The sequence below is a fragment of the Bradyrhizobium sp. 187 genome (genome assembly GCF_023101005.1).
In the GTDB taxonomy this organism is placed as follows: Bacteria; Pseudomonadota; Alphaproteobacteria; order Rhizobiales; family Xanthobacteraceae; genus Bradyrhizobium; species Bradyrhizobium canariense_D.
The window spans coordinates 4,647,517-4,669,503 of record NZ_CP064693.1 but is presented as its reverse complement, the minus strand read 5'-3'; the positions used below and the strand labels follow the sequence as shown (position 1 = coordinate 4,669,503).

Genomic DNA, 21,987 nt, shown 5'->3' with positions numbered 1-21,987 from the left:
GCTAAAGTCGATTGATCTGGATGTCGCCGCTGTCGAGATCGACGTCGGCGACAAATTCCACGGGGACGTTGAGCGGCTCAGCTTTGAGGTCGGCGTGAACGATGAAGCGCAGCTTCAGCTGCTCAGGGCCGACCGAGCCGTCGCGACGAACCCGAATCGTCTTGCGGTCGAGTCTGGGTTCGTAGGTCGCTAGCGTCTCGCGCAACGCGTCGGTGAGTTCGTCGTCCGTAACCTCGTCGATCGAGCGGTGGGCGATATCGGGGAAGCCGTAGTTCAAGATCGATCTCCGGACGCAATCCCGGTCGCTCAGATCCAAAGTCGATTCCAGAGCAATGGTATTGAGAAGGGCTTCTAGGTCATGAGAGATTTCCCGCCGCAACAGCGTTTCCGAGATCGGAAAGCGGCCGGCGCTACGCCGTCCGGCAATGACCCGTTCACCGAATTCATCGCGCAAATTGAGCTTCTTGCGCGCATCGCGAGCTTCATGAGCCAAGCGAAAGGCCAGCATTAGCGGGGGAGAGAGACGATCCCTCTTTGGAGTAATGGTCATTTACCTTCCCCAAGATGCCGGGCCCGCTATGCCCTTCCGCGGAGCATCAGCTGGTCTCCAGGATGGTTGTCGCCTCGGCAGGCGGTCGTGCTCGTAACCGCTCCCGCCGAGACGTCAACGCAATCGCACCGTGCGGCGCCGGCTCAGCTAATCGCAACCAACGCCAAGCAGAAGCCGACGATCAGGCCCATTCCTTGTTGGCGGGAACGTCCCAGCCAAACACCGGCGCCGCTCCAGCGCCGCCTTTTTCCGTCTGGGTCTTGTACGTCATCTTGACCTTGGCGAAATTCAGACTCACGTTTTCAGTGAGGCGATCTTCGCCGTGCGATCCGCCCGTCGATACACTCGTGACCAGAATGTGCTTCATCTCGATCTTGAGATACTCCAGCGGATTTTCACCCGCCTTGCGCACCGTGAGGATCGCCGTATCAATGTGCTTGCCGTTCGCACAGACTTTGAAAAGCTCCGGCGTGGCCTTGTCGACGAAGTGCGTGAAGTGCAGGTCCTGGATGCTGACCTTGCCGGCACCGCCGCCCGAACCGCTGTGGAAAGTGCCTGACTGGCTCTCGCCGAAAGACCAGCTCAAAATATCGATTTCGTCCTTGTGCTTGTCGTCCAGCGACTCGCCCTTAATCGGATCGAGTTTCAGGAAAATGTCGACAGCCATAGCATAGTCCTTTCAAATTTCTGCATGTTACGGTTGCGATGCTGCGGCGTCAGGAGCCGGGGCCGGGAAGGCGCGAAACCAGACTGAGGCCGACGTCCATCGCCTCCAACTGAAAGTGTGGACGAAGAAAGAAGCGCGCGTTGTAATATCCCGGGTTCTCCTCGTTTGCTATGACCTCTACCTTCGCAGCGGCCAGCGGCTTGCGCGCCTTCTGAGCTTCTGACGACAGGGCTGGATTGGCATCAACGTACTCGTTGATCCAGGTCTGCAGCCAGACCGTCAGCTCATCCTTCTCCTTCATGGATCCGATCTTGTCGCGAACCATGCACTTCAGATAGTGCGCAAAGCGAGACACAGCGAACATGTAGGGCAGTCGTGACGACAGGTTATCAGAGGCGGTGGCATCCACGCCTTTCTCGCCGAAATACTTCTTCGGCTTGTAGAGCGACTGAGCGCCGATGAACGCCGCCTTGTCGGTGTTCTTGCGATGGATCAGCGGGATGAGGCCCGCCTTCGCAAGTTCGTGCTCACGGCGATCGCTGATGGCGATCTCGGTCGGGCATTTCAGGTCGACGCCGCCGTCATCGGTCGGGAACGTGTGCGTCGGCAGGTTGATAACTTCACCGCCGGACTGCACACCGCGGATGCGCGTGCACCAGCCAAACTCCTTGAAGGCGCGGTTGATGTTGACGGCCATTGCGTAGGCGGCGTTGATCCAGCCGTATTTGTCGCCGGTGTGTCCGTCCGTCTCCTCTTCGAAGGCGAACTCTTCCACGGGCTCCGATTTCGCGCCGTAGGGGAGGCGGCCGAGCGCGCGCGGCATGCACAGGCCGAGATAGCGCGAGTCGTCCTGATCGCGCAGTCCCTTCCATGCGGCATATTCCGGCGTGTCGAACACCTTGCCGATGTCCCGAGGGTTGGACAGCTCGGTCCAAGAGTCCATTCCCATCAGCGTCGGCTCGGCGCCGCTGAAGAAGGGGGCGTGTGCGGCGCCGGCGATCTTGCTGAGATCGCGGAGCAGTTGCACATCGGTGGGGAGGTGACTGAAATAATAGTCGCCGATCAGGCAGCCGAAAGGCTCGCCACCCAGCTGGCCGAATTCATACTCATAGATCTGCTTGAAAAGGGGGCTCTGGTCCCAGCGTGCATCGGGATAAAGCCGCAGATTTCGATACAGCTCGTTCTTTGAGACGTTCATCGCCCGGATTTTCAGGTTGGCGTCGGTCTCGGAATTGAAGACGAGGTAGTGGAGACCGCGCCACGCACTTTCGATTGCCTGGAACTCAGGTGTATGAAGAATCTCGTTCATTTGCGCGGTCAGCTTCTGGTCGATCCGCGCGATCATCTCCTCGATGGTGTCGAGGACGTCCGACTTTATGACGCTTGTGTCCTTCAACGCCTCTTGAACGAGCGTGGATACGGCGTTTTCGACTTCGGTCGCTGCACGTTCAGTGCGCGGTTTGAAGCTTTGCTTTAGCAGGCTGGTAAACTCATCAGCTTCGACGGTTTTGACTTGGGTAGGGCTCTCTGTGTGAACAGCTTCTTTTGCCATGGTCCCCATTCCTTCCTTAGCTCTCGGTGCCAGGTTCGCTCGACTGGCTTGTCGCGCGTTCCCGCAGCGCTGCCATCAGTTGAGGATCGGCGAGAAGTTTTTTCAGCTGGTCCTCGGCGGCCACCTTGCCGTCCATGTAGCGCAGCAGGTTGGCGAGTTGTTCGCGTGCCTCGAGCAGCTTGGCGGTGGCCGGCACCTGGCGGGCGACTGCCACCGGAGTGAAGTCTGCCATCTTGTTGAAGCGCAAGTTGACCGAGATCTTTTCGTCGGAACCATCGCTGAGGCGATTGGCGACGCGCGCCGTCACGCCGGGCTGGATTGCGGCCATGCGGTTGTCGAAATTGTCCATATCGAACTCGAGGAACTTACGCTCCTCGACCTTCGACTTCTCGATGCCGGGGTTGTTGCCGGAGAGGTCGGAGAGGACGCCCATGACGAACGGCAGCTCGATCAGCCGCTCGGCATCGTAAGGATCCTCGTATGTTATGTGCACGCGTGGTGCGCGGTTTCGTCGAATGAATTTTTGACCGCTGTCAGTAGCCATGGTTCCCCTCCCTGCGAAATCGCATCAGAAGCCAAATTGCACGACGCAGATTGACTAAGGCGTCTCAACTTGCGGTCGGCAAAACATTCTTATGTCCAGTTAGTGCCTTCGAGAGAAAGGTGGTTCAATACGATTTGTCGATTGTCTTGAGAGCGCCCTCAGGAAGGACATCATTCAGAAGGCTGAGGAAATCCCGCTGTGCGAGGTCGCGCGCGCGATCGACCAAAAAGGGGATCGGGCTGGACGGCTCCGCGGTTCGGAAAAACGACGCCACCTTCGTCAGCAGACCCAAGGCCTGCGCTCTAGTTTCCACCGAAAAAACAATATCTTGGGCGCTCTCATCCGTCGTTGATGAGAGCGGGGTCGCGAGCTCCGCCATCCGTTCGATCGGCAGGTCGAAGACTTTGTCCCGCCCGATGTTGATGGCAGCGCTCTCCACGTGGGACGGCACCAGCATCCGCATCACTTCAATAAATGATTTGCCGACCATCTCCTGCGCTTGACGTACCAGCAACAGCGCCGGGTTGGATGGTTCCATTCGGGCAAAATAGGCGGCCGCTGCGCCGAGCGCTGCGGACGCCTGTGCAGATGAAGCAAACATCGTGGTTGCGTCCAACGGCACCTGCGTATCGAGGGGACCGGCATCTTCCGCAGTTGCGGCAATCGCCACCGGATCACGCAATGCGACAAGACCCGCAAGCCAGGCAGCCATGCCGTCAACCAAGCCGGAGAGCCTGTCGAGGCTGATAGGTTGCCCCGAATTCATCTTCTCACGCCAGGTCGCCTTGATACCTGCGATTTCAGCAGCGACCGCGGAGCACCGCGCGCTGATTGCCTTGAGAGTATCGAGATCCGTCTCGCTGACGATGCGCTCGATAGTCGCGAGATCGAGCCCGTCGGCGTCGGCATCGCCGGCGGGAATTTCGCCTTGCGCGATTTGATAGGCACGGTAGTGGAGGTTGCCGTGTCTGCGGTTCTCGATCAGGGGGAGGAACTGGAGCGGGTTGATCACGGTCGGAAACACGTCGATTGCTTCGACCGTGACGGCCCGAAGCGCGTAGTCGCCGTTCTCGCCCCTCGGATGTACCGCTTCCCACTGCTCGCGCAGCAGCAAGTTGGTCGCCCTCAGGCAGTTAAGAAAGCCGTCGAGATCGCGGTTGAGGATTGAAAACTTCGCGAGCAGCAGGTTTAGGCGCAGATCGCGGGTACGCGCCAGGAGGGGCTGTGCAGCGGCAAATTGGCCGGCAAAATCGACTGCCTTTGGATCGAAGCGTCCACGCTCCCCATTGGCATTGACGACCTCGAAGAACGACATTGGCAGCAGGGATTCCGCACCTGCGAAGAAGTTCAGATATTGGACGTCTCCGATGGCGTCGAGATCCGGTCCGCAGGGATCGTCAGCGGTAATGGGCAGCGTCAGGGAGGCGACATCAAGCATGCGAGGATCGTCCATCTGCTCGGTCACGGCCCCGCTGCCGAGCCGTGACGACTAAGGGATCGCGCGGGGCGCATGATCCGATTCTATACCTATGGGTCAGATGCCTGCTGATCTTGGTTCATTCCCGAAGATCATGCCATTTTCCCGTGAACCGGCAAGCTCTTGGAGCCGACTACTTGATGGCCGGGGTGGTTCTTTGGACGGCTGTCGTGAAACGTCAGGAGGCCAGCCCCGGGGCGGACTTGCCGGCACTGCCAATTGGCGGGGCAGGATTTCCGCGGATCTTGCATACGTCTGATCAGCTCTTTGCAGCGGGTCATTCGATCGAAGGAGGGAGTTTAAGCCCACATGGGCCAGCTTACTCAGGATACCCGCCTATGCGAACTCAAGACGCCTCTTGGCAAGGACGTTCTGGTTTTTGCCGGATTCGAGGGCTCGGAAGGTCTCAGCGAACTGTTCGAGTATCGCATAGAGTGTCTCAGTGAGGATGCCGACCTCGACTTCGACCGAGCCATCGGTCAGCAATGCACGCTGACCATAAAGCTGCATGAAAAGGAGCGCGAGTTCAGTGGCATTCTGACAGAGGCCCAGTGGCTCGGGGTAAGGAACGACTATTTCAGCTACCGGATCGTGCTGAGGCCCTGGTTTTGGCTGTTGTCGCGGACCACCGATTGCCGGATCTTTCAGGACAAGAAAGCGCCCGACATCATCAAGGAGGTGTTCAACGAACGCGGCTTCACCGATTATGAATCCAAACTGACCGAAGAGGGGTCCTGTCCGAAGCTCGAATATTGCGTTCAGTACCGCGAGACTGACATGAATTTCGTGTGCCGGCTGATGGAACAGCACGGCATCTACTACTTCTTCAAACACGAGGGCGGCAAACATACGCTGGTGTTGGCGGATTCCAAATCGTCGCATAGCCCGATCAACGGTCTTGCTACGATTCCCTATATCCCGTTAACGGGGGCCGATCGTCGAGGCGAGCAGCATATCTACGAATGGGTCTCGGAGCGCCGGTTTCGAACCGGCAAGATCGAGCTTAACGACTACAACTATCAAAAGCCCAACGCGCAGATGATCAGCGACGCCAAGGGCTCCGAGCACTACACCCGGTCGGAGATGGAGTTTTACGACTATCCAGGGAAGTTCAAGGAAAAATCCGACGGCGAGCGCTACGCGAAGATCCAGCTCCAGGCCGAGCAGGCAATGGACCGAAGGCGCCGCGGCAACGGCGACGCCGTCAACCTGTTCCCCGGTGGGTTAACGAAGCTTGAAAAGCACTCCAAGGATTCGCAGAACGTGGAATATCTCGTGGTGCGAGCCACGCACTCGTTCTCGATCGAATCTTATCGCACCGGAGGTCCGAGCGACGCCGGGCAACACGTCTATTTCGGCAGCTACGAGTTTCTGCCGAGCGATCGGCCGTTTCGAGCGCCAATGACGACGCCGAAGCCAAGGATCAATGGCATCCAGACTGCCAAGGTAGTGACCAAAGACGACAATTCGAGCGAGGAAATCGACGTCGAGTCGCTCGGCGAAATCTATGTCCGCTTTTTCTGGGATCGCAAGAAGAAGCGGTCGTGCCGGTTGCGCGTCGCCCAGGTTTGGTCCGGCAAGCGCTGGGGCGGTCAGATCATTCCGCGTGTCGGACAGGAAGTCGTTGTCGAGTTCCTGGAAGGGGATCCGGACCGGCCCCTGGTGATTGGCACCGTGTACAACGACGAATACAAGCTGCCTTACGATCTGCCGTCGAAAAAGACGATTGGCGGCTTGAAGTCGGACTCCACCAAAGGTGGCGGCGGCTTCAACGAGTGGAGCTTCGAGGACAAGAAGGGGTCCGAGAAGATCACGGTGCATGCCGAGAAGGACCATGACGTGACGGTCCGGGACACCGAGACACGGACCATCGGCGAAGCTGCATTCGGCGGCGATACCCGCAAGACCACGCTCAAGAAAGGCAATGACAAACTCGATATCGAATTGGGCGGTCAACACATCACGCTGGCCATGGACCAGTCTGTCAATGCGGGCATCAGCATCACGCTCACGGCCAGCGCCAATATCACCCTGCAGGTTGGTCCCAGCCAGATTATCCTGACCCCGGCGGGCATCGTCATCAACGCGCCGACGATCGCCATGACAGCGCAGGCCGGCATGGCGCTTGCTGCCGGCGGTCCGCTGGTCGCTCACGGCACTCCAACTCTTGTCGGCTGACGATCATGGGGCAGGTTCGATTCGGAACGGTACAGGATCTGTTTCAGGCCTATCCGTTGGCGCGCTATGATGTCGGCAGAGCCGACGCTGACAAGCCTTCGCTGGATTTCCTTCAGGAGGCCGCCGACGCGTGCAATTGGCACCCGGCCGTGTCTTATTGTGCATACCTACTTCCAAGGCGTGTGGCAATTGGCTGGGGATGTCGCTCTCTGCGGCGGATGTTCGATCATTTCGATGCCAGCGATAGCAGGTCGCTCAATATTGTGGAGACCTGGGTCCGGCAACCGGACGAGCAGTCCCGGAACAAGGCGCTGGCTGTCGGCAATGCCAACGATCCTGAGCAGCCGGCAACGTGGCTGGCGCTGGCGGCCGGCTGGTCCGGCGGAAGCGTGGTTCCCCCGGAATTTGCGCCCGTGGAAGCCAAGCCAGATCAGGCCGCACGGGCGGTGCGTACAGCACTGCTGATTGGCCTCTGCCGGCTCCCTCGTGACTTCCGGGACCAGATAATGACGTCGTGCCTGGAGGATGGTATTCAATTGGCACGCGGCGAACCGCGCCCTCCGCGCTAACGAGACGATGTGATGGTGCTTCGCTTTAATATCGAGAACGAACCGAATCTTCCGGACGGCGGACCTGTGACGTTTACGGTCACCGGCAGGCGTTCGGTCGATATTGGCCGGGACCGTCACCTCGACTGGACGCTGCCGGATCCGGCGCGGACTATTTCCGGAAAGCATTGCGAGGTGCACTTTCGCGACGGTGGCTATTGGCTGCACGACGTCTCGACCAACGGCACCTTTCTCAATGGTGCCGACCAGCGCATGCGGGGGCCGCACCGCTTGCGCGACGGCGATCGGCTCACGATCGGCCACTACATCATCGGAGTTTCGCTGGAGGATGAGGCTGGCGGGCGTATCCCAAATCAAGCGGCGCAACTGCACGAACCCTCGGTCCAGCAGCATGCGGATTACGGAGAGCTTTGGACGGCCGATCGTGACGTTCCGCCGCCGATCGATCCGCAACTGTTGAAGAAGCCACGCGAGGCGGCGCGGCCCGTCAATCCGGGGTTCCTTGATTGGGCAGCGAGCGTGCCGGCGCCGGGTGTAGACCCATTTCGATGGTCATCGCCGACGTCTACGTCCCAACCGTCCGTGCAGGACGATGACATGAACTGGGCAGCCGGTCCGGTCACCGCGCCGAAACCGCAAGTCGAGCGCCCGCAAGCCATCCCGACTCCACGCCGGCCGTCGGTTTGGATCGATGATGAACCAGTCGCTGCCCAGCCGCCAACATCGCCATCGCACCCGCAGGTCGAGACGGCGCAAGCAGCAGACGAGCGACCTGTCGCGGCCAAGCCAGTCGGTGGTACCGAGTTCGCGCGACTGGTGGCGCGCGCTGCGGGATTGCCGGAGAATTTCTTCGCCAGCAAGTCCGATGCCGAACTCGCCGAACAGCTCGGCATCATCTTGCGTATGACCGTGGACAATCTGATGGCGCTGCTGCAAGCGCGAACCCAAGCCAAGCAGCTGACCCGTAGCACCAGCCAGACCACCGTCCAAGCCCTCGAAAATAATCCGCTGAAATTCTCGCCGACCTCGGAGGAAGCGATGCGCATTCTCTTTGGGCCGCCGACACGCAGCTATCTCGATGCACAGCGCGCCTTTGCACAGGGCTTCAGTGATCTCAAGTCACATCAGTTGAGAACCTATATGGCGATGCAGCACGCTGTCCATGAGCTGATTGCGGGCATAGATCCGACGCTGATGGCGCGCGAGCTCGAGCTTCAGCGTGGCGCAAGCTCCTGGCTCGGCACGAACAAGGGCAAACTCTGGGACGAGTTCTTGACGCGCTGGAAAGCGCATCTTGGCCGCGACAACAACGCCCCGATCGAAACCTTTATGTTGCTTTTCTCGAACTATTACGACCGCGGTGATAAGCCCGGCTCAAAGTAAACTCTCGGCGACCACGAGGTTGCCTACAATTTCTAAGTGGATATAGGAATGTCTTGGTACAGCAAGGTCTTCTGGTCGGAAGGTTTGTTTCTGCGGCCGCATCATCTGCAGCAGAACGACCGCTACATCGAACACTTGCTGGAAAAGCGCGTTCGCTACACGACACCATACCCTTGGGGCTTTGCCGAGCTAGAGATCGATAGGGATCTTACCGAACAGAGCAAATTCGCGGTGCGCAGTGCGTCCGGCCTCATGCCGGACGGTACGCCGTTCGATATCCCTGCGGACAGCCCAATACCCGAATCGATCGAGGTGCCGGAGACGGCTGCAGGCCAGATCGTCTGGCTGATGATGCCGGTCGCGGCGCCAAACACCCGCGAGGTCGACGAGGACCGCACCGACAGCGCCAGTCGTTATGTTCGCACTTCGGAAACCTTCATCGACTCGACCTCGGCGCTCCGCATCGAGGAAGAGATCGACATCGCTTATCCGCGCCTGTCTTTCGAACTGCGCAAGACGAGCAAGCCCGGATACATGGGCCTGGGCATCGCGCGCATTCTGGAGGTGCGCGACAAGAACATCCTGTTCGACGACAAGTTCGTGCCGCCGATGCTGGTCTGCGCCGCGCATCCGATCATCGATGGCTGGCTCAACCGCATCATCGGCTGGGTTGAGACTAAACTCGACGAGTTGGCGCGTTACGCCGTCGATCCGTCATCCGGTGGTGGGTTGCAGAGCGTCGACTATCTGGTCCTGCAAGTGCTGAACCGTACCATTCCCGTGCTGACTCATTTCCAGCGCTCCGGCAGCGTTCACCCGGAGCGCCTGTACGAGGAATTGCTGAGGTTCGCAGGTGAACTTGCGACGTTTTCCACGGCGGAACGGCGGGCGCGCAACTATCCGGCGTACAATCACGACGATCTCGAGAACGTCTTCACACCCTTGGTGAGCGACATCCAGGACTTCTTGAGCGCGCGGCTGGGTCGGCGGGCGATCCGCCTGGAGATCATCGAGCGCGCACAGAATGCGTTCGTATCGCCGATCCGCGATCGAGCGCTATTCCGAAATGCGACCCTGGTGCTGGAAGTTGCCGCACGGCGGCCGCTTGTGGAGATCCAGAACGATTTCCCGCACCTGTTCAAGGTCGGGCCGAACACAAAGATGAACGAGATCGTGCACGCAAACCTGCCGGGCCTCACGTTGGCGCATTTGCCGACGCCGCCGCCGCATATCCGGGCCATCACGGATCACGTCTATTTCTATCTCGACCGCAAGTCACCGCTGTGGCCCGAGTTCAGTACGGCTGCGTCGATCGGAATGCATTTTTCCGGCGACTGGCCCGAGCTTGAGCTGTATCTTTGGGCTATCCTGGAAGACAGGCCATGAGCGACAAGGACAAGCCGGTCAATCCTTTCGGGCGGGGCGAACGGACGATCATCCGTCCCAACCCCGGCGGGAAGTTGCCGCCGGCGCCGATCTCTCAACCTCCGCCGGGTGGGGGGCCCGCAGCACGCCCAGCCTATTCGCCATCACCCGTACCCTCTCCCGGCACGCCGGCCCCACCACCATCCTTTTCGCCCGTTCCACAGGGCTCGAACTACGCCTCCGCGCCGGCCAGCCATCCAGCCGAGGAATGGATTTCGACACCCGCGCAAGGCCAGGTGCCGCAACCCTTGATGCCGCCAGGGCCGCCGTTGCGCGTTGACGATCTGGTCGCGCCAAATGCCAATCCGGTGATGCGCGCTGCGGGCCCGTTGCTGCAACTGCTCGGTCGGTTGCGTGTGGCGCTCATGCGAGCGTCATTCGCCAGCCTGATGGAGCAGGTCGCAGACGCGATCAAATTCTTTGAGAAGGACATCCGTTCAGCGGGCATTTCCGAGCACCAGGCCAACACAGCAAAATACATCCTGTGTGCCACTGCTGACGATATCGTGCAGCACATCCCAACCGAAGAGCGTCACGTCTGGACGCAATATTCGATGCTGAGCCGGTTCTTCGGCGAGCGTGTCGGCGGCGTCCGTTTCTTTGAGATCCTCGACCATTTGAAGGTTGATCCACTGGTCAACTATCCGGTCCTCGAACTTCAGCACGCCTGCCTTGCGCTTGGTTTTCAGGGCATCCACCGGACGTCAGGGGGCGGACTTGCGAACCTGCAACTGATCCAGCGCAACCTCTATGAATTGCTGCGCCGGGTTAGACCGAAAACGATGAGCGACCTGTCGCCCAACTGGCGCGGGCAGGCGCTGGCGGGGCGCCGGCAGCGTCTGCGTGTTCCGGTTTGGCTCGTGGCAGCCGTGGTCGCCGCGCTGCTGACCGGGTCCTATTTCGTTCTGCGGACGCTCCTCGCTGGACGGGCAGAGAATGCTGCTGAGGTGGCGCTCGCGCTCCATCCGGCCGGTCCGATCGAACTCAAGCGTCAGGTCGTTGCACCACCCCCACCGCCGCCGCCTCCGCCGCCGCCGGATCGCATTACCCAGTTGCAACGCATCCGCAATGCACTCGCGAAGGAGAACACCGCCTGCGCCATGACGGCGGACCAGACCCCCAGCTTCATCGTGATCAGGGTCTGCGACCTGGCCTTGTTTGCGTCGGGCCAAGCGACCATCCTCGACGGCTTTAAGCCGATCGCTCTCCGCGTCGCAGCAACCCTCGACAAGGAGCCGGGACGGATCCGGGTCGTCGGCCATACTGACAGTTCGCCGATCCGCACAGTCCGCTTCCCGACCAATTTCGAGTTGTCGGTCGAGCGCGCCAAGGCGGTTGCCGCGGCACTGAAACCTGGCTTGAACGATGGTTCGCGCGTCGACGTCGAGGGCAAGGGAGCAGATGCGCCGATTGCCAACAACACAACGCCGGAGGGACGTGCCAAGAACCGGCGCGTCGAGATCTTTATCGAACGCAGCGAATAGGCACACACCGCCGGATCAGGTGGTTTTGCGACGGGTACGGTTAGATGCTTGCCAAGGACATTCTTCGCATCGTTCTCTACGGGGTCGGGCTCAGCTCGCTCGGAGCGGTGATCTATTTCGCCGGTCCCTTCATCGCATTCGGCGATTGGCGGCCGCTGGAGAACCATATCGTCCGGCAGATCGCTATTCTGCTGCTCACCACGGCCGTGGCAGGCATCGTTGGCCTCAATCTGTTCAAGCGGCGCAAGGGTGCCAAGGAGATTGCCGATGGTATCGCTGGTGCAGACCAGCCCGTCAGCGATGAACCAGTGCTCAAGGAGCGCATGAAGGATGCGCTCGCGACGCTGAAGACCGCCAGCGGCAACAAGTCGGGCTATCTCTACGATCTCCCCTGGTACGTCATCATCGGTCCGCCCGGCGCCGGCAAGACCACGGCGCTTGTCAATTCCGGGCTCAAATTTCCGCTCGCGCGCGGGGCAACGCCCGCGGCGATCGCAGGGGTCGGCGGTACCCGCTACTGCGATTGGTGGTTTACAGAGGAGGCGGTGCTGATCGATACCGCCGGCCGCTACACCACCCAGGACTCCAACAGCAAGGCCGACAAGGACAGCTGGCTGGCGTTCCTGGACATCCTGAAGAAAAGCCGGTCGCGCCAACCGATCAACGGCGTTCTTGTCGCCATCAGTATCGAAGACATCCTGACGCTGCCGAAGCAGGAGCTCGCACTTCATGCCGATGCCATCAGGATGCGCCTGCTCGAGCTGCATCAGAGACTCAAGGTCAGCTTCCCAGTCTACGCGCTATTTACCAAAGCGGATCTCGTTGCCGGCTTCACCGAGTATTTCGCCTATCTCGGGGAGGCCGGCCGCCGTCAAGTCTGGGGTGCCACGTTCCAGACCGCCGACAAGACCCAGAATCTGGTTGGGCAGATCCCGTTCGAGTTCGACCGTCTGCTGGAGCGCCTGAGCGAAGAGACGCTCGACCGTCTGCAGGACGAGCCGACGCCCCAGCACCGCGTGCAATTGTTCGGTTTTCCGGCACAGATGGCGCGGCTCAAGCCTCAGATCCACGATTTCCTCAACCTGATCTTCGAGCCGACGCGCTATCACGTGAACGCGAACCTGCGCGGATTCTACTTTACTTCGGGTACGCAGCAGGGCACGCCGATCGATCAATTGATCGGGTCGCTGGCGCGCACGTTCGGCGCTGAGGAAGTCGGTTCCGGATCCTATTCGGGCACGGGCAAGAGCTTCTTCCTTGCCGATCTGATTTCCAAGGTCATCATCGGCGAGGCCGACTGGGTCTCGACTGACCGTGCCGCGGTGCGCCGCGCGCTGGTCCTGAAGACCGCAGCCCTGTCATTGATCGGTCTGGTCTCGATCGGGCTGATCGCAGCTTGGCTGGTGAGCTACAAGCGGAACGCCGATTTGATCGAGCAAAGCCTGCAGGCGGATAGCGAGTATGCAACCGCCGGCGCGGCACTTATCAAGCAGACGTTGATTGCCGATCATGATCTCGACAAGGTGCTGCCGCTACTCTACCGGCTTCGCAACGCCCCGGCGGGCTACGGATCGCGCGGCGAATCGGTGCCTCTGTCGGCTCGCTACGGGCTCAGTCAGCGCGCCCGGCTGCTGTCGCCCTCGAAAGCGGCCTATCACACCGCGCTTGAACGCATGTTCCGACCGCGCCTGCTGTATCGCCTGGAAGAGCAGCTCAATGCGCGCATAAACGAGCCTGCCTTCGTCTATGAGGCGCTCAAGGTCTATCTGATGATCGGTGGCCTGCAGTCGCCGGATCGCGAGTTGATCCGCTCCTGGATGCAACGTGACTGGGCGGATAATCTCTATCCTGGCGCCACCAACGCAGAAGGGCGGCGTCTGCTCGACGAGAACCTCGTGGCAATGTTCGACCTCGAGACCGAACAGCCGCCCTTGGTCGAACTCGACGGCCGGTTGATCAAGCAGGCCCAGAACTCCTTGGCGCGCCTGAGCGTGTCGCAACGAGCGTACGAGTTTCTGAAATCGGAGGCTCGCGCGTCGATCGCCGGCGACTGGATCGCCGGCCGCCATGGCGGACCCGACATGGGTGTCGTGTTCGAAACCACGACCGGGCAGCCTTTGGACGCCGTGCGGGTACCTGAGTTCTTCACGTATAACGGCTTCCATCAGAAGTTCGTCGCCCGGCTGTCCGGATTGTCTGAGCGGATGAAGCGGGAGCGATGGGTTTTGGGGGATGCCGGCCAGCAGTCGGCCATCAACCAGCAGTACGACAATCTGGCCGGCGATCTGCTCAGCATCTATTCAAACGATTTCGTGACGACCTGGCGAACGGCGCTCGGGAGCCTGCGCCTGAAGAAGCTGCTCGCCGACAAACCGAAATATGAGGTGCTTCGGGCGCTTTCGGCGCCGACCTCGCCGATGCGGCAAATTCTGGAGTCGGTGCGCGACGAGACGGTGCTGACCAAGGAACGGGCGAAGAGCGCTTCGGCGCCAGCTGCCGCATCGGCGCCAGCACTCTTCACGAATGCTCAGGATGGACCGCCTGGCACGATGATCGAAGCACAGTTCAAGCCTTACCACGCAGCGCTCGAAGGCGAGAGCACCCGCCGGCCAATCGACTCGACCGTCGCGAACCTGAACGACATCGCGCAGAACCTGACGCTGATCATCGAGAATCCCCAACTGACCGCACAAGCCACAGCTGCGCTCCAGAACCAGGTCGCAGCGCTCCGCAACAACGCCTCGCGCATGCCGCCGCCATTCTCCGATATGTTGCGAGCAGCAGCCGCGGAGTTCGAAGGTAGCATCGCGGCTTCAACCGCCGGACAAATCCTGCAAACGTTGCGCGATCAGGTCACGCCGGTCTGCCAACAGACCGTGACTAATCGCTACCCGTTTATCCGCGGCAGCGGCCAGGAAGTTCCGCTCGCGGATTTTGCCAAATTGTTCAGTCCGAATGGCGTTATGGACAGGTTCTTCACCCAGTACCTGGCACCTTATGCCGACACGTCGCGGTCGGACTGGGCTTGGCGAAAGGAGAGCCCCGTTGGTCGGTCGTTCTCGCCCGAGACGCTCAAACAATTCCAGAATGCGGCTTATATCCGGGATGCGTTCTTCCAGACGGGCGGCGGTGTGCCCGCCGTTTCATTCGCGATCCGACCCCCTGGGGCACCGGGACCAGGCGTGACAGTTAAGACCGAGATCGGTGGCACCACAATTGCGAGCCCAACCATTGCCGGATCGGCCCCTCCGTCCTTGTTCGGCGGGCCGCAACCTACGCCACCGCCACAGCCGCAGACCAACTCGCCGACTACTATCCTATGGCCGGGCCCAGCGCCGCGAACGGCAATTTCAGTCAGTAACGATACCGGCCCGCCATCCGTACTTGAGCGCATTGGTCCCTGGTCGTTGTTTCGGATGTTGGAGGCGGGCTCGTTAGTGGTGAAAGCGGAAACGGCCAGCGCGAGTTTCATCGTCGCCGGGCGCGAGCTCAACTATCAAATTTCGACCGGATCGTTGCGCAACCCGCTGAACCTGTCAGTGCTGCGCGAGTTTCGTTGCCCGACCGGGATATGACCATGCGTTGCGGGATATTCGGCAAAATCGGTGCGAAGCGCGATTTCATCGCGATCGCGACCCCGCGCAGCTTCCTGGAAGCCTGGGAGCCGTGGGTACAGGCTGCGCTGTCAGCAAGTCGCCACCAGCTTGGCCCAGGATGGCAACAGGCCTTTCTGACCGCGCCGGTCTGGCGGTTTTGGCTCGGCGCCGCGATCTGCGGCACGACAGTGGCGGGTGCGATCATGCCCTCGCTCGATGGGGTGGGGCGATACTATCCCTTGACCCTGCATGCGGTGACCGGCGAGGCCGTCTCGCTGCCGCCGCCGAGCATTGATCCGCAGGACGAATGGTTCGGGCAAGTGGAGGCGTTCCTGCTTTCGACCCTGGATCGGGCCGCAACCTTCGAGCAGATCTCCGATGCATTGGATCGGCTTTCGGTGCCACGACTGCAGGAGACCATCACCGGCGATCCGCCGGTCACGTCGCTTGGTACTGCGGCAATGGGGAGGGCTTCGGCGGTCGAAGCCTTCGCGGCGTCGTTTGCAGCACTTTGCGCTGCCAACCCACAGGTCTACGCCGCGGCTAGCTTCTGGTGGACCGCCGGAGGGGAAGGCTTCCCGCCAATGGCGCTGAGTTGTCGCGGATTGCCAGATCCGTTTCACTACGTCACGCTGCTGACCGGTGATCTCGGACCCGCGGCATCCGGGAATGGATGACGCGCGATGGTGCATATTCCGTCCTTGTTCGATGTTGGCAGCGTCACCCATGCCGGACGCGTGCGGGAGCGGAACGAGGATTCATGTTTGGTACGAACCGACGTTGGTCTGTGGGCGGTCGCCGACGGCATGGGGGGGCACGAGGCCGGTGATCTCGCCAGTCGCATCGTAGTGCAGTCGCTCGACGCTATCGCTACACCAGAATCAGCCGCAGACCTGCTGGCGGAATGCGAGGAGCGGCTTTTCAGCGCAAACCAGCAGATACTGGCGCTTAGTCATGAACGACAGGGTGCCACCGTCGGGACAACAGCGGCGGTTCTGCTCGTTCGCGATAACTACTATGCCTGCATATGGGCGGGTGACAGCCGGGTCTACCTTATTAGTCGCGGCGCAATTCGCCAGGTCTCGCATGATCACAGCGAACTGGAGGAGCTGATCGCAAAAGGTGCGCTGTCGCGCGAAGACGTGAATGATTGGCCGAGCAATGCCATTACGCGTGCCGTCGGTGTCGCCGATGATCCGGAATTCGAGGTGGTGACAGGCCCGGCCGAGCCAGAAGATATCTTCGTGATCTGCAGCGATGGCCTGACCAGGCACGTGCAGGACGACGAGATCCTGCAGCACGCGGCTACGCGACGCGCCCAGGCGGCTTGCGATGACATGCTCGCGCTGGCTCTTGATCGTGGCGGGCTTGACAATTTGACGATTGTGATCGTGCGACTACTGACGCCACGATCTCAGGGGACGACAAGATCTCCGCTCAATCGGGAGCCGCAACCATGAGTCCGAGCGATCCGTTCCGATCGTCCTATCACGGCGTGCCGCCCGGCACCCGTCTCAATGGCATTTACGAGATCGAAGCGATGATCGGCGCGGGCGGCATGGGTGAGGTCTACAAATGCCGTGAGATCCAGACTGGATCGCCTATTGCGGTGAAAATGCTACTGCCCGACGTGGTTGATAACGAGGCCGCGCTCGCGCTGTTCCGTCGAGAGGCCGCGGCACTCCACAATCTTCCGCACGACGCGATCGTTCGCTACTTCCTGTTTACCGTCGAGCCGGTGCTGCAGCGACCTTATCTCGCGATGGAGTTCGTGAATGGCCGCTCGCTCTCGAACATGCTCGATGATGGGCCGTTGACCTTCGAGGCGCTGATCAGGCTGAGGCAGCGTGTCGCATTGGGACTGGAGGCCGCACATGAGCACGGCATCATCCATCGCGACGTGTCTCCGGACAACATCATCATTCCGCTCGACGACGTCAGTCGGGCCAAGATCATCGACTTCGGCATCGCTCGGTCGACCCAAATGGGCGACAAAACCATCATCGGCTCGGGCTTCGCCGGCAAGGACAACTACGCATCGCCGGAGCAAGTAGGGTTGTACGGCAATGACGTGACTGCGAAATCCGATGTCTACAGCCTCGGTCTTGTGCTGTTCCATGCGCTGACCGGACAGAAACTCGACATGGGCGGCAGCCAATTTCAACTGGTGGAGAAGCGCCGGCGTGTGCCCGATCTCGGTGGTGTGGATATGCGCATCCGACCTTTGCTGGAGCGGATGCTGCAGCCTGATCCGGCATTGCGCCCCACTATGGGGGAGGTCGCCAGCTGGACGCCAACCGGTTCCGCCCAGACGCCGGCCGCGCCGTTATATGGCTTCGATCCGCTGCGGCGGCCGGAAAGCGCGTCGCCGGCGCCGCAGGACAGGATGCCGGAGATCGCGCGGAGTCCGCGCCGCCTCTGGCTGGGGGCGGGCGCCGCGGCATTGTTGCTGCTGGTCGGCGGTGGTGGATATGCCTTCTACAAGCTGGTTTGGTCAGCGCCAGGCACCGCGGTCTTGTCGCCACCCCCGAAACTCGCCGGAGCAATGGCGCCGCCGAAGGTCGAGCCCGCTGGACCACAGCCCGGACGCCAAGAGCCGGAGAAGTTGCCCGCGCAGCCGACGGCGACGCAGTCTCCGGCACTCGATGGGCCAGGGCGCGCCGAGCGCATCCGCAAATACGTGGCCCAATATTCCGGCGGTGACTGCTTCTTCGTGTTGCCGATTGCCGTGAGCCCAAATGCCGCTGTCATCGAAGGGTTCGGTGCCTCGACCGTCCCATTCGACACGTTCGACAAAGCGTTTCGGCGTGAGCAGGGTTTCGAGGCTTCGATCGGCGTCAGGCAAGTGACCCAGGCGCAATGCCCAGCCGTCAAGTTCTTGAGTCAGGTCGGGAGCGATCAGGCGCGAATGCCACGCATCACCTTGTCAGCGACAGAGCTGAAGGGCGGTGAAACCCTCAATGGGACCATCGAGAACTTTGCCAACCGCGTGGTGGAGCTCCTGATGGTATCTGATCGCGGCGAAGTTCAGAGCCTGTCTTATCTTCTGAAGCCGGGCATCGACTCACTTTCGTTTACGCTCCCGACAGCGCGCGCGAGCGGTCCGCAACTGCTATTGGTCGTGGCGGTCCCGCAGGTTCTCGACTCGTTGCGCCAGCCGCGACCGATCGCCGCCGACACGTTCTTCCTGCAGGCGCTAAGCGAGGCTCAGCGCAATAAGATGACTGTCATCGCGGCCGTGCGCTACGTGCTGCTCACCAATTGACCGGCACGCTCAGAATGTTCCGATCACCAGGATTTTCAGGTCGGCATCCGGCTTGAAGTCGCTTGCCGTATATTCAAGCGTGTTTCCAGTAGCGGACGATGCCTTTAGCCGCCCAGGACAGAAGCTCACCAAGCGGTCGCTGCCGCCTGGGTCGATAGTCAGCTTGAATGACCGGATCGGCCCAGCCCAATTCGCGCCGGTCTTGAGCACGTACGATATGCGCCGCTCCTGGAGATTTGCGCCGTTGGTCTGGTTATTGCCCGTGCGCTTGTCGAGCTCGGCAAGGAACGTATCCTGGATGCAGTATTCTTTCCGGTAACGCGCAACTTCCTGACCGAGTGCGCTGCTGCGGCGCAGGCTCGAGCGCAGAATGGTGTCAGGACTGGAGCCGACGCTCGGCCGGTACTGGTGTTCGACCGTGACGCTGCGCACGGGCGGAAACAACTGCTGGCGCACAGCCGAGGTCTTGACGGTCCACCCCGGCGCATATTGCTGGCGACCGTTGTCGCTCATTCCGGCAGGCATCAGAAGTCCGTCGTCCACAAGCCGGGTCCGGGTCGCCGCGGGCAGGTCGGTCACCCGGATCTCGCGGCCACCAATCGGCAGCAGCGGCAACTTGAGTTCGCGGAGCAGGGCACTGACATCCCTGTTGCCAACCATGGCGCGCTGATCGACGGTCAGCGGCGCCAGGTTGCCATCGACCTTGGTCTCGAATTCGACGAAGTTGATCGGATCACTTGACGGCAATGCAACATTCTCAGCCTCCGACAGGTCGATGTCGGGCAGCGGAAAGGCAACATTAAGCGTGACCGGCTTGGCGGTGAGGTTGGCGAATTGGTAGCGAACGCTGATTCTGTCGAGCGTGATACGAAGGTTCTCGCTCTCCATGGCCACGTCATTGGTGCGTACGAACTGGAGCCCACCGATCGACAATTCCGCAGCCGAGTCGTTGGCGCGTGCCGGCCAGCCTGTCGCAACGAGCAGCGCGACCATCAGGGCCCGTATAAGGAACGACAGTCGGGCGGAGGGTCCGTTCGGCAAGCTAGTCTGTATGCGGCGTCGCAGCATTTGCCGGCTCCATCCGATGCGGGTCAATCGATCGGTTGATAAAGATCGCCCCACTCGGGCTTCCAGACCCCGTCTGGATCGCACACCACGAGCGCGAGCTTGACGTCGTTAGCCAGCCGGATCGCGCCGCGAAAAGCATCCTGAGCCGGCAATTGCGCGCTGACCTGGTCGGTGGTCAGCCGCCCTTGGCTCGCGGCGGCAGGCAGCACGATCGCTCCGGAGGCACCGTCACTGTCGCGTTTCAGGAGCAGCGTGACCGCGTCGGGCTGGACTTCGTTCACTTGCTCAAATCTATTCCGGGCCATGGTTTTCCTCGGCAAGCTGAAGAAATTTCGGACTATCACCGTCCAGTGATAGAATTGAACGCGATTGAGATTGCTCACCACTAATTGACGCGCGGCATCAACGGCATCTCGGATTAGTCGATCCGACGCGGCGATCGGTTCGGGGTACATTGAGGCGAATATGCTTCGTCCAAAACATTGGATCTGGGTCTTCATCGTTAGCGCGGGCATTTTCGGAACCAAGGCGCACGCCGACGATACTGTCGTACGCAGCTTTACCGGCGGTTCGGCTGCTTCCATGGTCGGCATAGTCCCGGCCAGCGAGGACGTGGAACTCGCGGGACCGCAAGCACTCAGCGCCGACGGGCAGGGCAACCTGTTTTTGCTCGATCAGATCAACGGTCGCATCATCCAGTTTGACCCGAAACAGCCAAACTCCGATCCCGACGTCCTCAAGATGCCGAAAGACGTCCAGCCGACCGATCTCGTCGTCCATGAGGGCGACATAATGGTTTGGGACGGTGGCGTACGGACGCTGAAGGCGGCGCCGGGGCAATCCACGCGCGGACTCGGCGGTGACGTGATCCAGCTTGAGGAGGTCTCGAGCCGTGGAGCAGACGACCAGGTTGCCGTCTCCGCTTTCGCCCAGATGGGATCGCAGGCACCCGGCAGCGCGGCGGACCTGCTCGATCAGAACACCCGCGCGGCCATCATCAGGACGACCCGGCAGCCTGACCGGCAATACGTGGCTTCTCGAAGCAAGGGCTCGGTGATCGCCGACATCATTCCGGACAAGGGCAATGCCAGCGTCCGGGTCGAGATCCAGACCATGGTCACCAACGAAACCATCGGCCAACTCGGCCTGCGCGTGCGCAACCAGCTCGGCACGGTGGAGTTTCTCGAGATCGACAACAGCGACCGCTTCTACGTGCTGGCCGAGGACGTTCCGCCATCAGGAAAGAACGCCTCCACGTTCGTCGCACGCTATGCCGCGAACGGGCGTCTCGAGGGAATCTATGAGCTTCCTCTGGAAAATACGCCGCTGACCAGACGGTTCGTCACGGTGTCGGGCAGTGGCGATGTCTATTTCCTGCGAACCAAGCCGGACGGTATCGAAGTGATTGGCGTCGGGTTCCGACCTCTGACCAATGCCTCGATTATCGACGTGCGGCCGTCGCGAACGACGACGGCGCCGGCACCACAATCCGGCGTCAAATTTGACGCTTCGGCCGCCGTGAGGCCGTCCAATCGCCAGCAGGCGATCGAGACCGCGTTTGCGTTCGAGGGTATCCAGTGGAAGCTGACGCAGGCGAACTACGGCAACGATCCCGACAGCCAATGCAGCGGCTTCAGCCGTGTTCGTCGGCCGTGGTATCTGCAGGGAAAAGTGAACCAGGAGGTGCGCGGCGTACCGTATTGCTGGGGCTGCCACGGTTCGCTCGCGAACTTCCGGCAGCGGATCGAGAGCGGAACGCTGGCTGGCAATGTGTGCACCCGCAATGCGCCACGGCCCGATGTGGCGGGCGTCGACTGTTCGGCATTCGTCAGCGCCGCGTGGGGGCTCTCCGTCCACTATACGACTGCAGCTATCCCCGCGATCGCTGCGCCCGTGGCAAATCCTTGGGACCTGAGGCCCGGCGATGCGCTGAACAAGCCAGGCTCGCATGTGATGCTGTTCCTGCGGTTCACGCCTGATCGCAAGGCCGAGGTGATGGAATCCTCGACCGGTGGCTGCAACGGCCGCGTCTGTCGCAACGTCTATCCATTGGCGAGCTTGCTCGCGCGCGGCTATGTTCCGGTCCGCTTTCGAGCGTTCGCGGATGATCAGACGACGGTTTCAGCGGGCGCCTATCAGGAGCAGACTGAACAACCGCCGGCGGGCCGCAAAACGGCAGGCAAAAGGCGCTGAACCCAGTGTGTCGCCAGAGCTACAAAATGGGTAGGC

Annotated in this window: 17 protein-coding genes; 10 read left to right on the top strand and 7 right to left on the bottom strand. The window is 61.0% G+C overall.

Going from position 1 to position 21,987, the window contains the following annotated elements; translation table 11 throughout:
* Window position 1 precedes the first annotated feature (1 nt).
* The 5 genes from tssE to IVB19_RS22495 form a co-directional block, all read right to left on the bottom strand.
* Window positions 2–550 (bottom strand): type VI secretion system baseplate subunit TssE, encoded by a 549-nt coding sequence (gene tssE, locus IVB19_RS22515; protein WP_026233415.1) that lies wholly within the window; start codon window positions 548–550, stop codon window positions 2–4.
* Window positions 551–731: 181 nt separating this feature from the next.
* Window positions 732–1,217 carry an Hcp family type VI secretion system effector gene (locus IVB19_RS22510; protein ID WP_018457635.1) on the bottom strand — a complete coding sequence of 162 codons (486 nt, stop codon included), beginning with the start codon at window positions 1,215–1,217 and terminating at the stop codon, window positions 732–734.
* Between the two features lie 49 nt (window positions 1,218–1,266).
* Complete coding sequence (gene tssC, locus IVB19_RS22505) at window positions 1,267–2,769, bottom strand: type VI secretion system contractile sheath large subunit (protein ID WP_247454469.1); 1,503 nt, start codon at window positions 2,767–2,769, stop codon at window positions 1,267–1,269.
* 16 nt (window positions 2,770–2,785) lie between these two features.
* A complete protein-coding gene (gene tssB / locus IVB19_RS22500) occupies window positions 2,786–3,313 on the bottom strand; it encodes a type VI secretion system contractile sheath small subunit (RefSeq protein ID WP_026233414.1) in 528 nt (175 codons plus the stop codon).
* Between the two features lie 124 nt (window positions 3,314–3,437).
* Window positions 3,438–4,751, bottom strand: a complete 1,314-nt coding sequence (locus tag IVB19_RS22495; RefSeq protein ID WP_249812017.1) for a type VI secretion system protein TssA — start codon at window positions 4,749–4,751, stop codon at window positions 3,438–3,440.
* A 348-nt stretch (window positions 4,752–5,099) separates the two neighbouring features.
* Between IVB19_RS22495 and tssI the strand changes: the two genes are divergently transcribed.
* Genes tssI through IVB19_RS22450 form a run of 9 tightly spaced genes read left to right on the top strand, consistent with a single transcriptional unit; the run spans window position 5,100 to window position 18,690 of the window.
* Window positions 5,100–6,968 carry a type VI secretion system Vgr family protein gene (gene tssI / locus IVB19_RS22490; RefSeq protein ID WP_018457631.1) on the top strand — a complete coding sequence of 623 codons (1,869 nt, stop codon included), beginning with the start codon at window positions 5,100–5,102 and terminating at the stop codon, window positions 6,966–6,968.
* 5 nt (window positions 6,969–6,973) lie between these two features.
* Window positions 6,974–7,537 carry a DUF6931 family protein gene (locus IVB19_RS22485; protein ID WP_026233412.1) on the top strand — a complete coding sequence of 188 codons (564 nt, stop codon included), beginning with the start codon at window positions 6,974–6,976 and terminating at the stop codon, window positions 7,535–7,537.
* Window positions 7,538–7,549: 12 nt separating this feature from the next.
* The gene (gene tagH / locus IVB19_RS22480) at window positions 7,550–8,920 is read left to right on the top strand and encodes a type VI secretion system-associated FHA domain protein TagH (protein WP_018457629.1); all 1,371 of its coding nucleotides are present in this window, start codon (window positions 7,550–7,552) and stop codon (window positions 8,918–8,920) included.
* Between the two features lie 48 nt (window positions 8,921–8,968).
* Window positions 8,969–10,306, top strand: coding sequence for a type VI secretion system baseplate subunit TssK (gene tssK, locus IVB19_RS22475; protein ID WP_018457628.1), 1,338 nt, complete (start codon window positions 8,969–8,971; stop codon window positions 10,304–10,306).
* On the top strand, window positions 10,303–11,829 hold the full coding sequence (tssL, locus tag IVB19_RS22470) for a type VI secretion system protein TssL, long form (RefSeq protein WP_247362318.1): 1,527 nt from the start codon (window positions 10,303–10,305) through the stop codon (window positions 11,827–11,829). The genes tssK and tssL overlap by 4 nt, the downstream gene beginning before the upstream one ends.
* Before the next feature lie 44 nt (window positions 11,830–11,873).
* Window positions 11,874–15,404, top strand: a complete 3,531-nt coding sequence (tssM, locus tag IVB19_RS22465) for a type VI secretion system membrane subunit TssM (protein WP_247362320.1) — start codon at window positions 11,874–11,876, stop codon at window positions 15,402–15,404.
* Window positions 15,401–16,102, top strand: coding sequence for a type VI secretion system-associated protein TagF (gene tagF / locus IVB19_RS22460; protein WP_018457625.1), 702 nt, complete (start codon window positions 15,401–15,403; stop codon window positions 16,100–16,102). Before tssM ends, tagF begins: the two co-directional genes overlap by 4 nt.
* Window positions 16,103–16,108: 6 nt before the next feature.
* On the top strand, window positions 16,109–16,885 hold the full coding sequence (locus IVB19_RS22455; protein WP_085348552.1) for a PP2C family protein-serine/threonine phosphatase: 777 nt from the start codon (window positions 16,109–16,111) through the stop codon (window positions 16,883–16,885).
* Complete coding sequence (locus IVB19_RS22450; protein ID WP_247362322.1) at window positions 16,882–18,690, top strand: serine/threonine-protein kinase; 1,809 nt, start codon at window positions 16,882–16,884, stop codon at window positions 18,688–18,690. Before IVB19_RS22455 ends, IVB19_RS22450 begins: the two co-directional genes overlap by 4 nt.
* A gap of 9 nt (window positions 18,691–18,699) precedes the next feature.
* Here the strand turns inward: IVB19_RS22450 and IVB19_RS22445 are convergent, their stop codons facing one another.
* Window positions 18,700–19,683 carry a DUF4424 domain-containing protein gene (locus IVB19_RS22445; RefSeq protein ID WP_085383672.1) on the bottom strand — a complete coding sequence of 328 codons (984 nt, stop codon included), beginning with the start codon at window positions 19,681–19,683 and terminating at the stop codon, window positions 18,700–18,702.
* Window positions 19,684–19,781: 98 nt separating this feature from the next.
* Complete coding sequence (locus tag IVB19_RS22440) at window positions 19,782–20,342, bottom strand: hypothetical protein (protein ID WP_231191009.1); 561 nt, start codon at window positions 20,340–20,342, stop codon at window positions 19,782–19,784.
* Here IVB19_RS22440 and IVB19_RS22435 point away from each other — a divergent pair.
* Window positions 20,224–21,951, top strand: coding sequence for an NHL repeat-containing protein (locus tag IVB19_RS22435; RefSeq protein WP_247819877.1), 1,728 nt, complete (start codon window positions 20,224–20,226; stop codon window positions 21,949–21,951). The genes IVB19_RS22440 and IVB19_RS22435 overlap by 119 nt on opposite strands.
* Window positions 21,952–21,987 lie beyond the last annotated feature (36 nt).

Excerpts from the sequence above, each read along its gene's own strand:
- IVB19_RS22510 (WP_018457635.1), bottom strand. The coding sequence starts at position 1,217 with ATGGCTGTCGACATTTTCCTGAAACTCGATCCGATTAAGGGCGAGTCG.
- IVB19_RS22450 (WP_247362322.1), top strand. The coding sequence starts at position 16,882 with ATGAGTCCGAGCGATCCGTTCCGATCGTCCTATCACGGCGTGCCGCCC.
- tssK (WP_018457628.1), top strand. The coding sequence starts at position 8,969 with ATGTCTTGGTACAGCAAGGTCTTCTGGTCGGAAGGTTTGTTTCTGCGG.
- tssL (WP_247362318.1), top strand. The coding sequence starts at position 10,303 with ATGAGCGACAAGGACAAGCCGGTCAATCCTTTCGGGCGGGGCGAACGG.
- tssI (WP_018457631.1), top strand. The coding sequence starts at position 5,100 with ATGGGCCAGCTTACTCAGGATACCCGCCTATGCGAACTCAAGACGCCT.
- tssM (WP_247362320.1), top strand. The coding sequence starts at position 11,874 with ATGCTTGCCAAGGACATTCTTCGCATCGTTCTCTACGGGGTCGGGCTC.
- IVB19_RS22485 (WP_026233412.1), top strand. The coding sequence starts at position 6,974 with ATGGGGCAGGTTCGATTCGGAACGGTACAGGATCTGTTTCAGGCCTAT.
- IVB19_RS22455 (WP_085348552.1), top strand. The coding sequence starts at position 16,109 with ATGGTGCATATTCCGTCCTTGTTCGATGTTGGCAGCGTCACCCATGCC.
- tssE (WP_026233415.1), bottom strand. The coding sequence starts at position 550 with ATGACCATTACTCCAAAGAGGGATCGTCTCTCTCCCCCGCTAATGCTG.
- tssC (WP_247454469.1), bottom strand. The coding sequence starts at position 2,769 with ATGGCAAAAGAAGCTGTTCACACAGAGAGCCCTACCCAAGTCAAAACC.
- tagF (WP_018457625.1), top strand. The coding sequence starts at position 15,401 with ATGACCATGCGTTGCGGGATATTCGGCAAAATCGGTGCGAAGCGCGAT.
- IVB19_RS22435 (WP_247819877.1), top strand. The coding sequence starts at position 20,224 with ATGCTTCGTCCAAAACATTGGATCTGGGTCTTCATCGTTAGCGCGGGC.
- IVB19_RS22495 (WP_249812017.1), bottom strand. The coding sequence starts at position 4,751 with ATGCTTGATGTCGCCTCCCTGACGCTGCCCATTACCGCTGACGATCCC.
- IVB19_RS22440 (WP_231191009.1), bottom strand. The coding sequence starts at position 20,342 with ATGGAAGCAGCCGAACCGCCGGTAAAGCTGCGTACGACAGTATCGTCG.
- tagH (WP_018457629.1), top strand. The coding sequence starts at position 7,550 with ATGGTGCTTCGCTTTAATATCGAGAACGAACCGAATCTTCCGGACGGC.
- tssB (WP_026233414.1), bottom strand. The coding sequence starts at position 3,313 with ATGGCTACTGACAGCGGTCAAAAATTCATTCGACGAAACCGCGCACCA.
- IVB19_RS22445 (WP_085383672.1), bottom strand. The coding sequence starts at position 19,683 with ATGGTCGCGCTGCTCGTTGCGACAGGCTGGCCGGCACGCGCCAACGAC.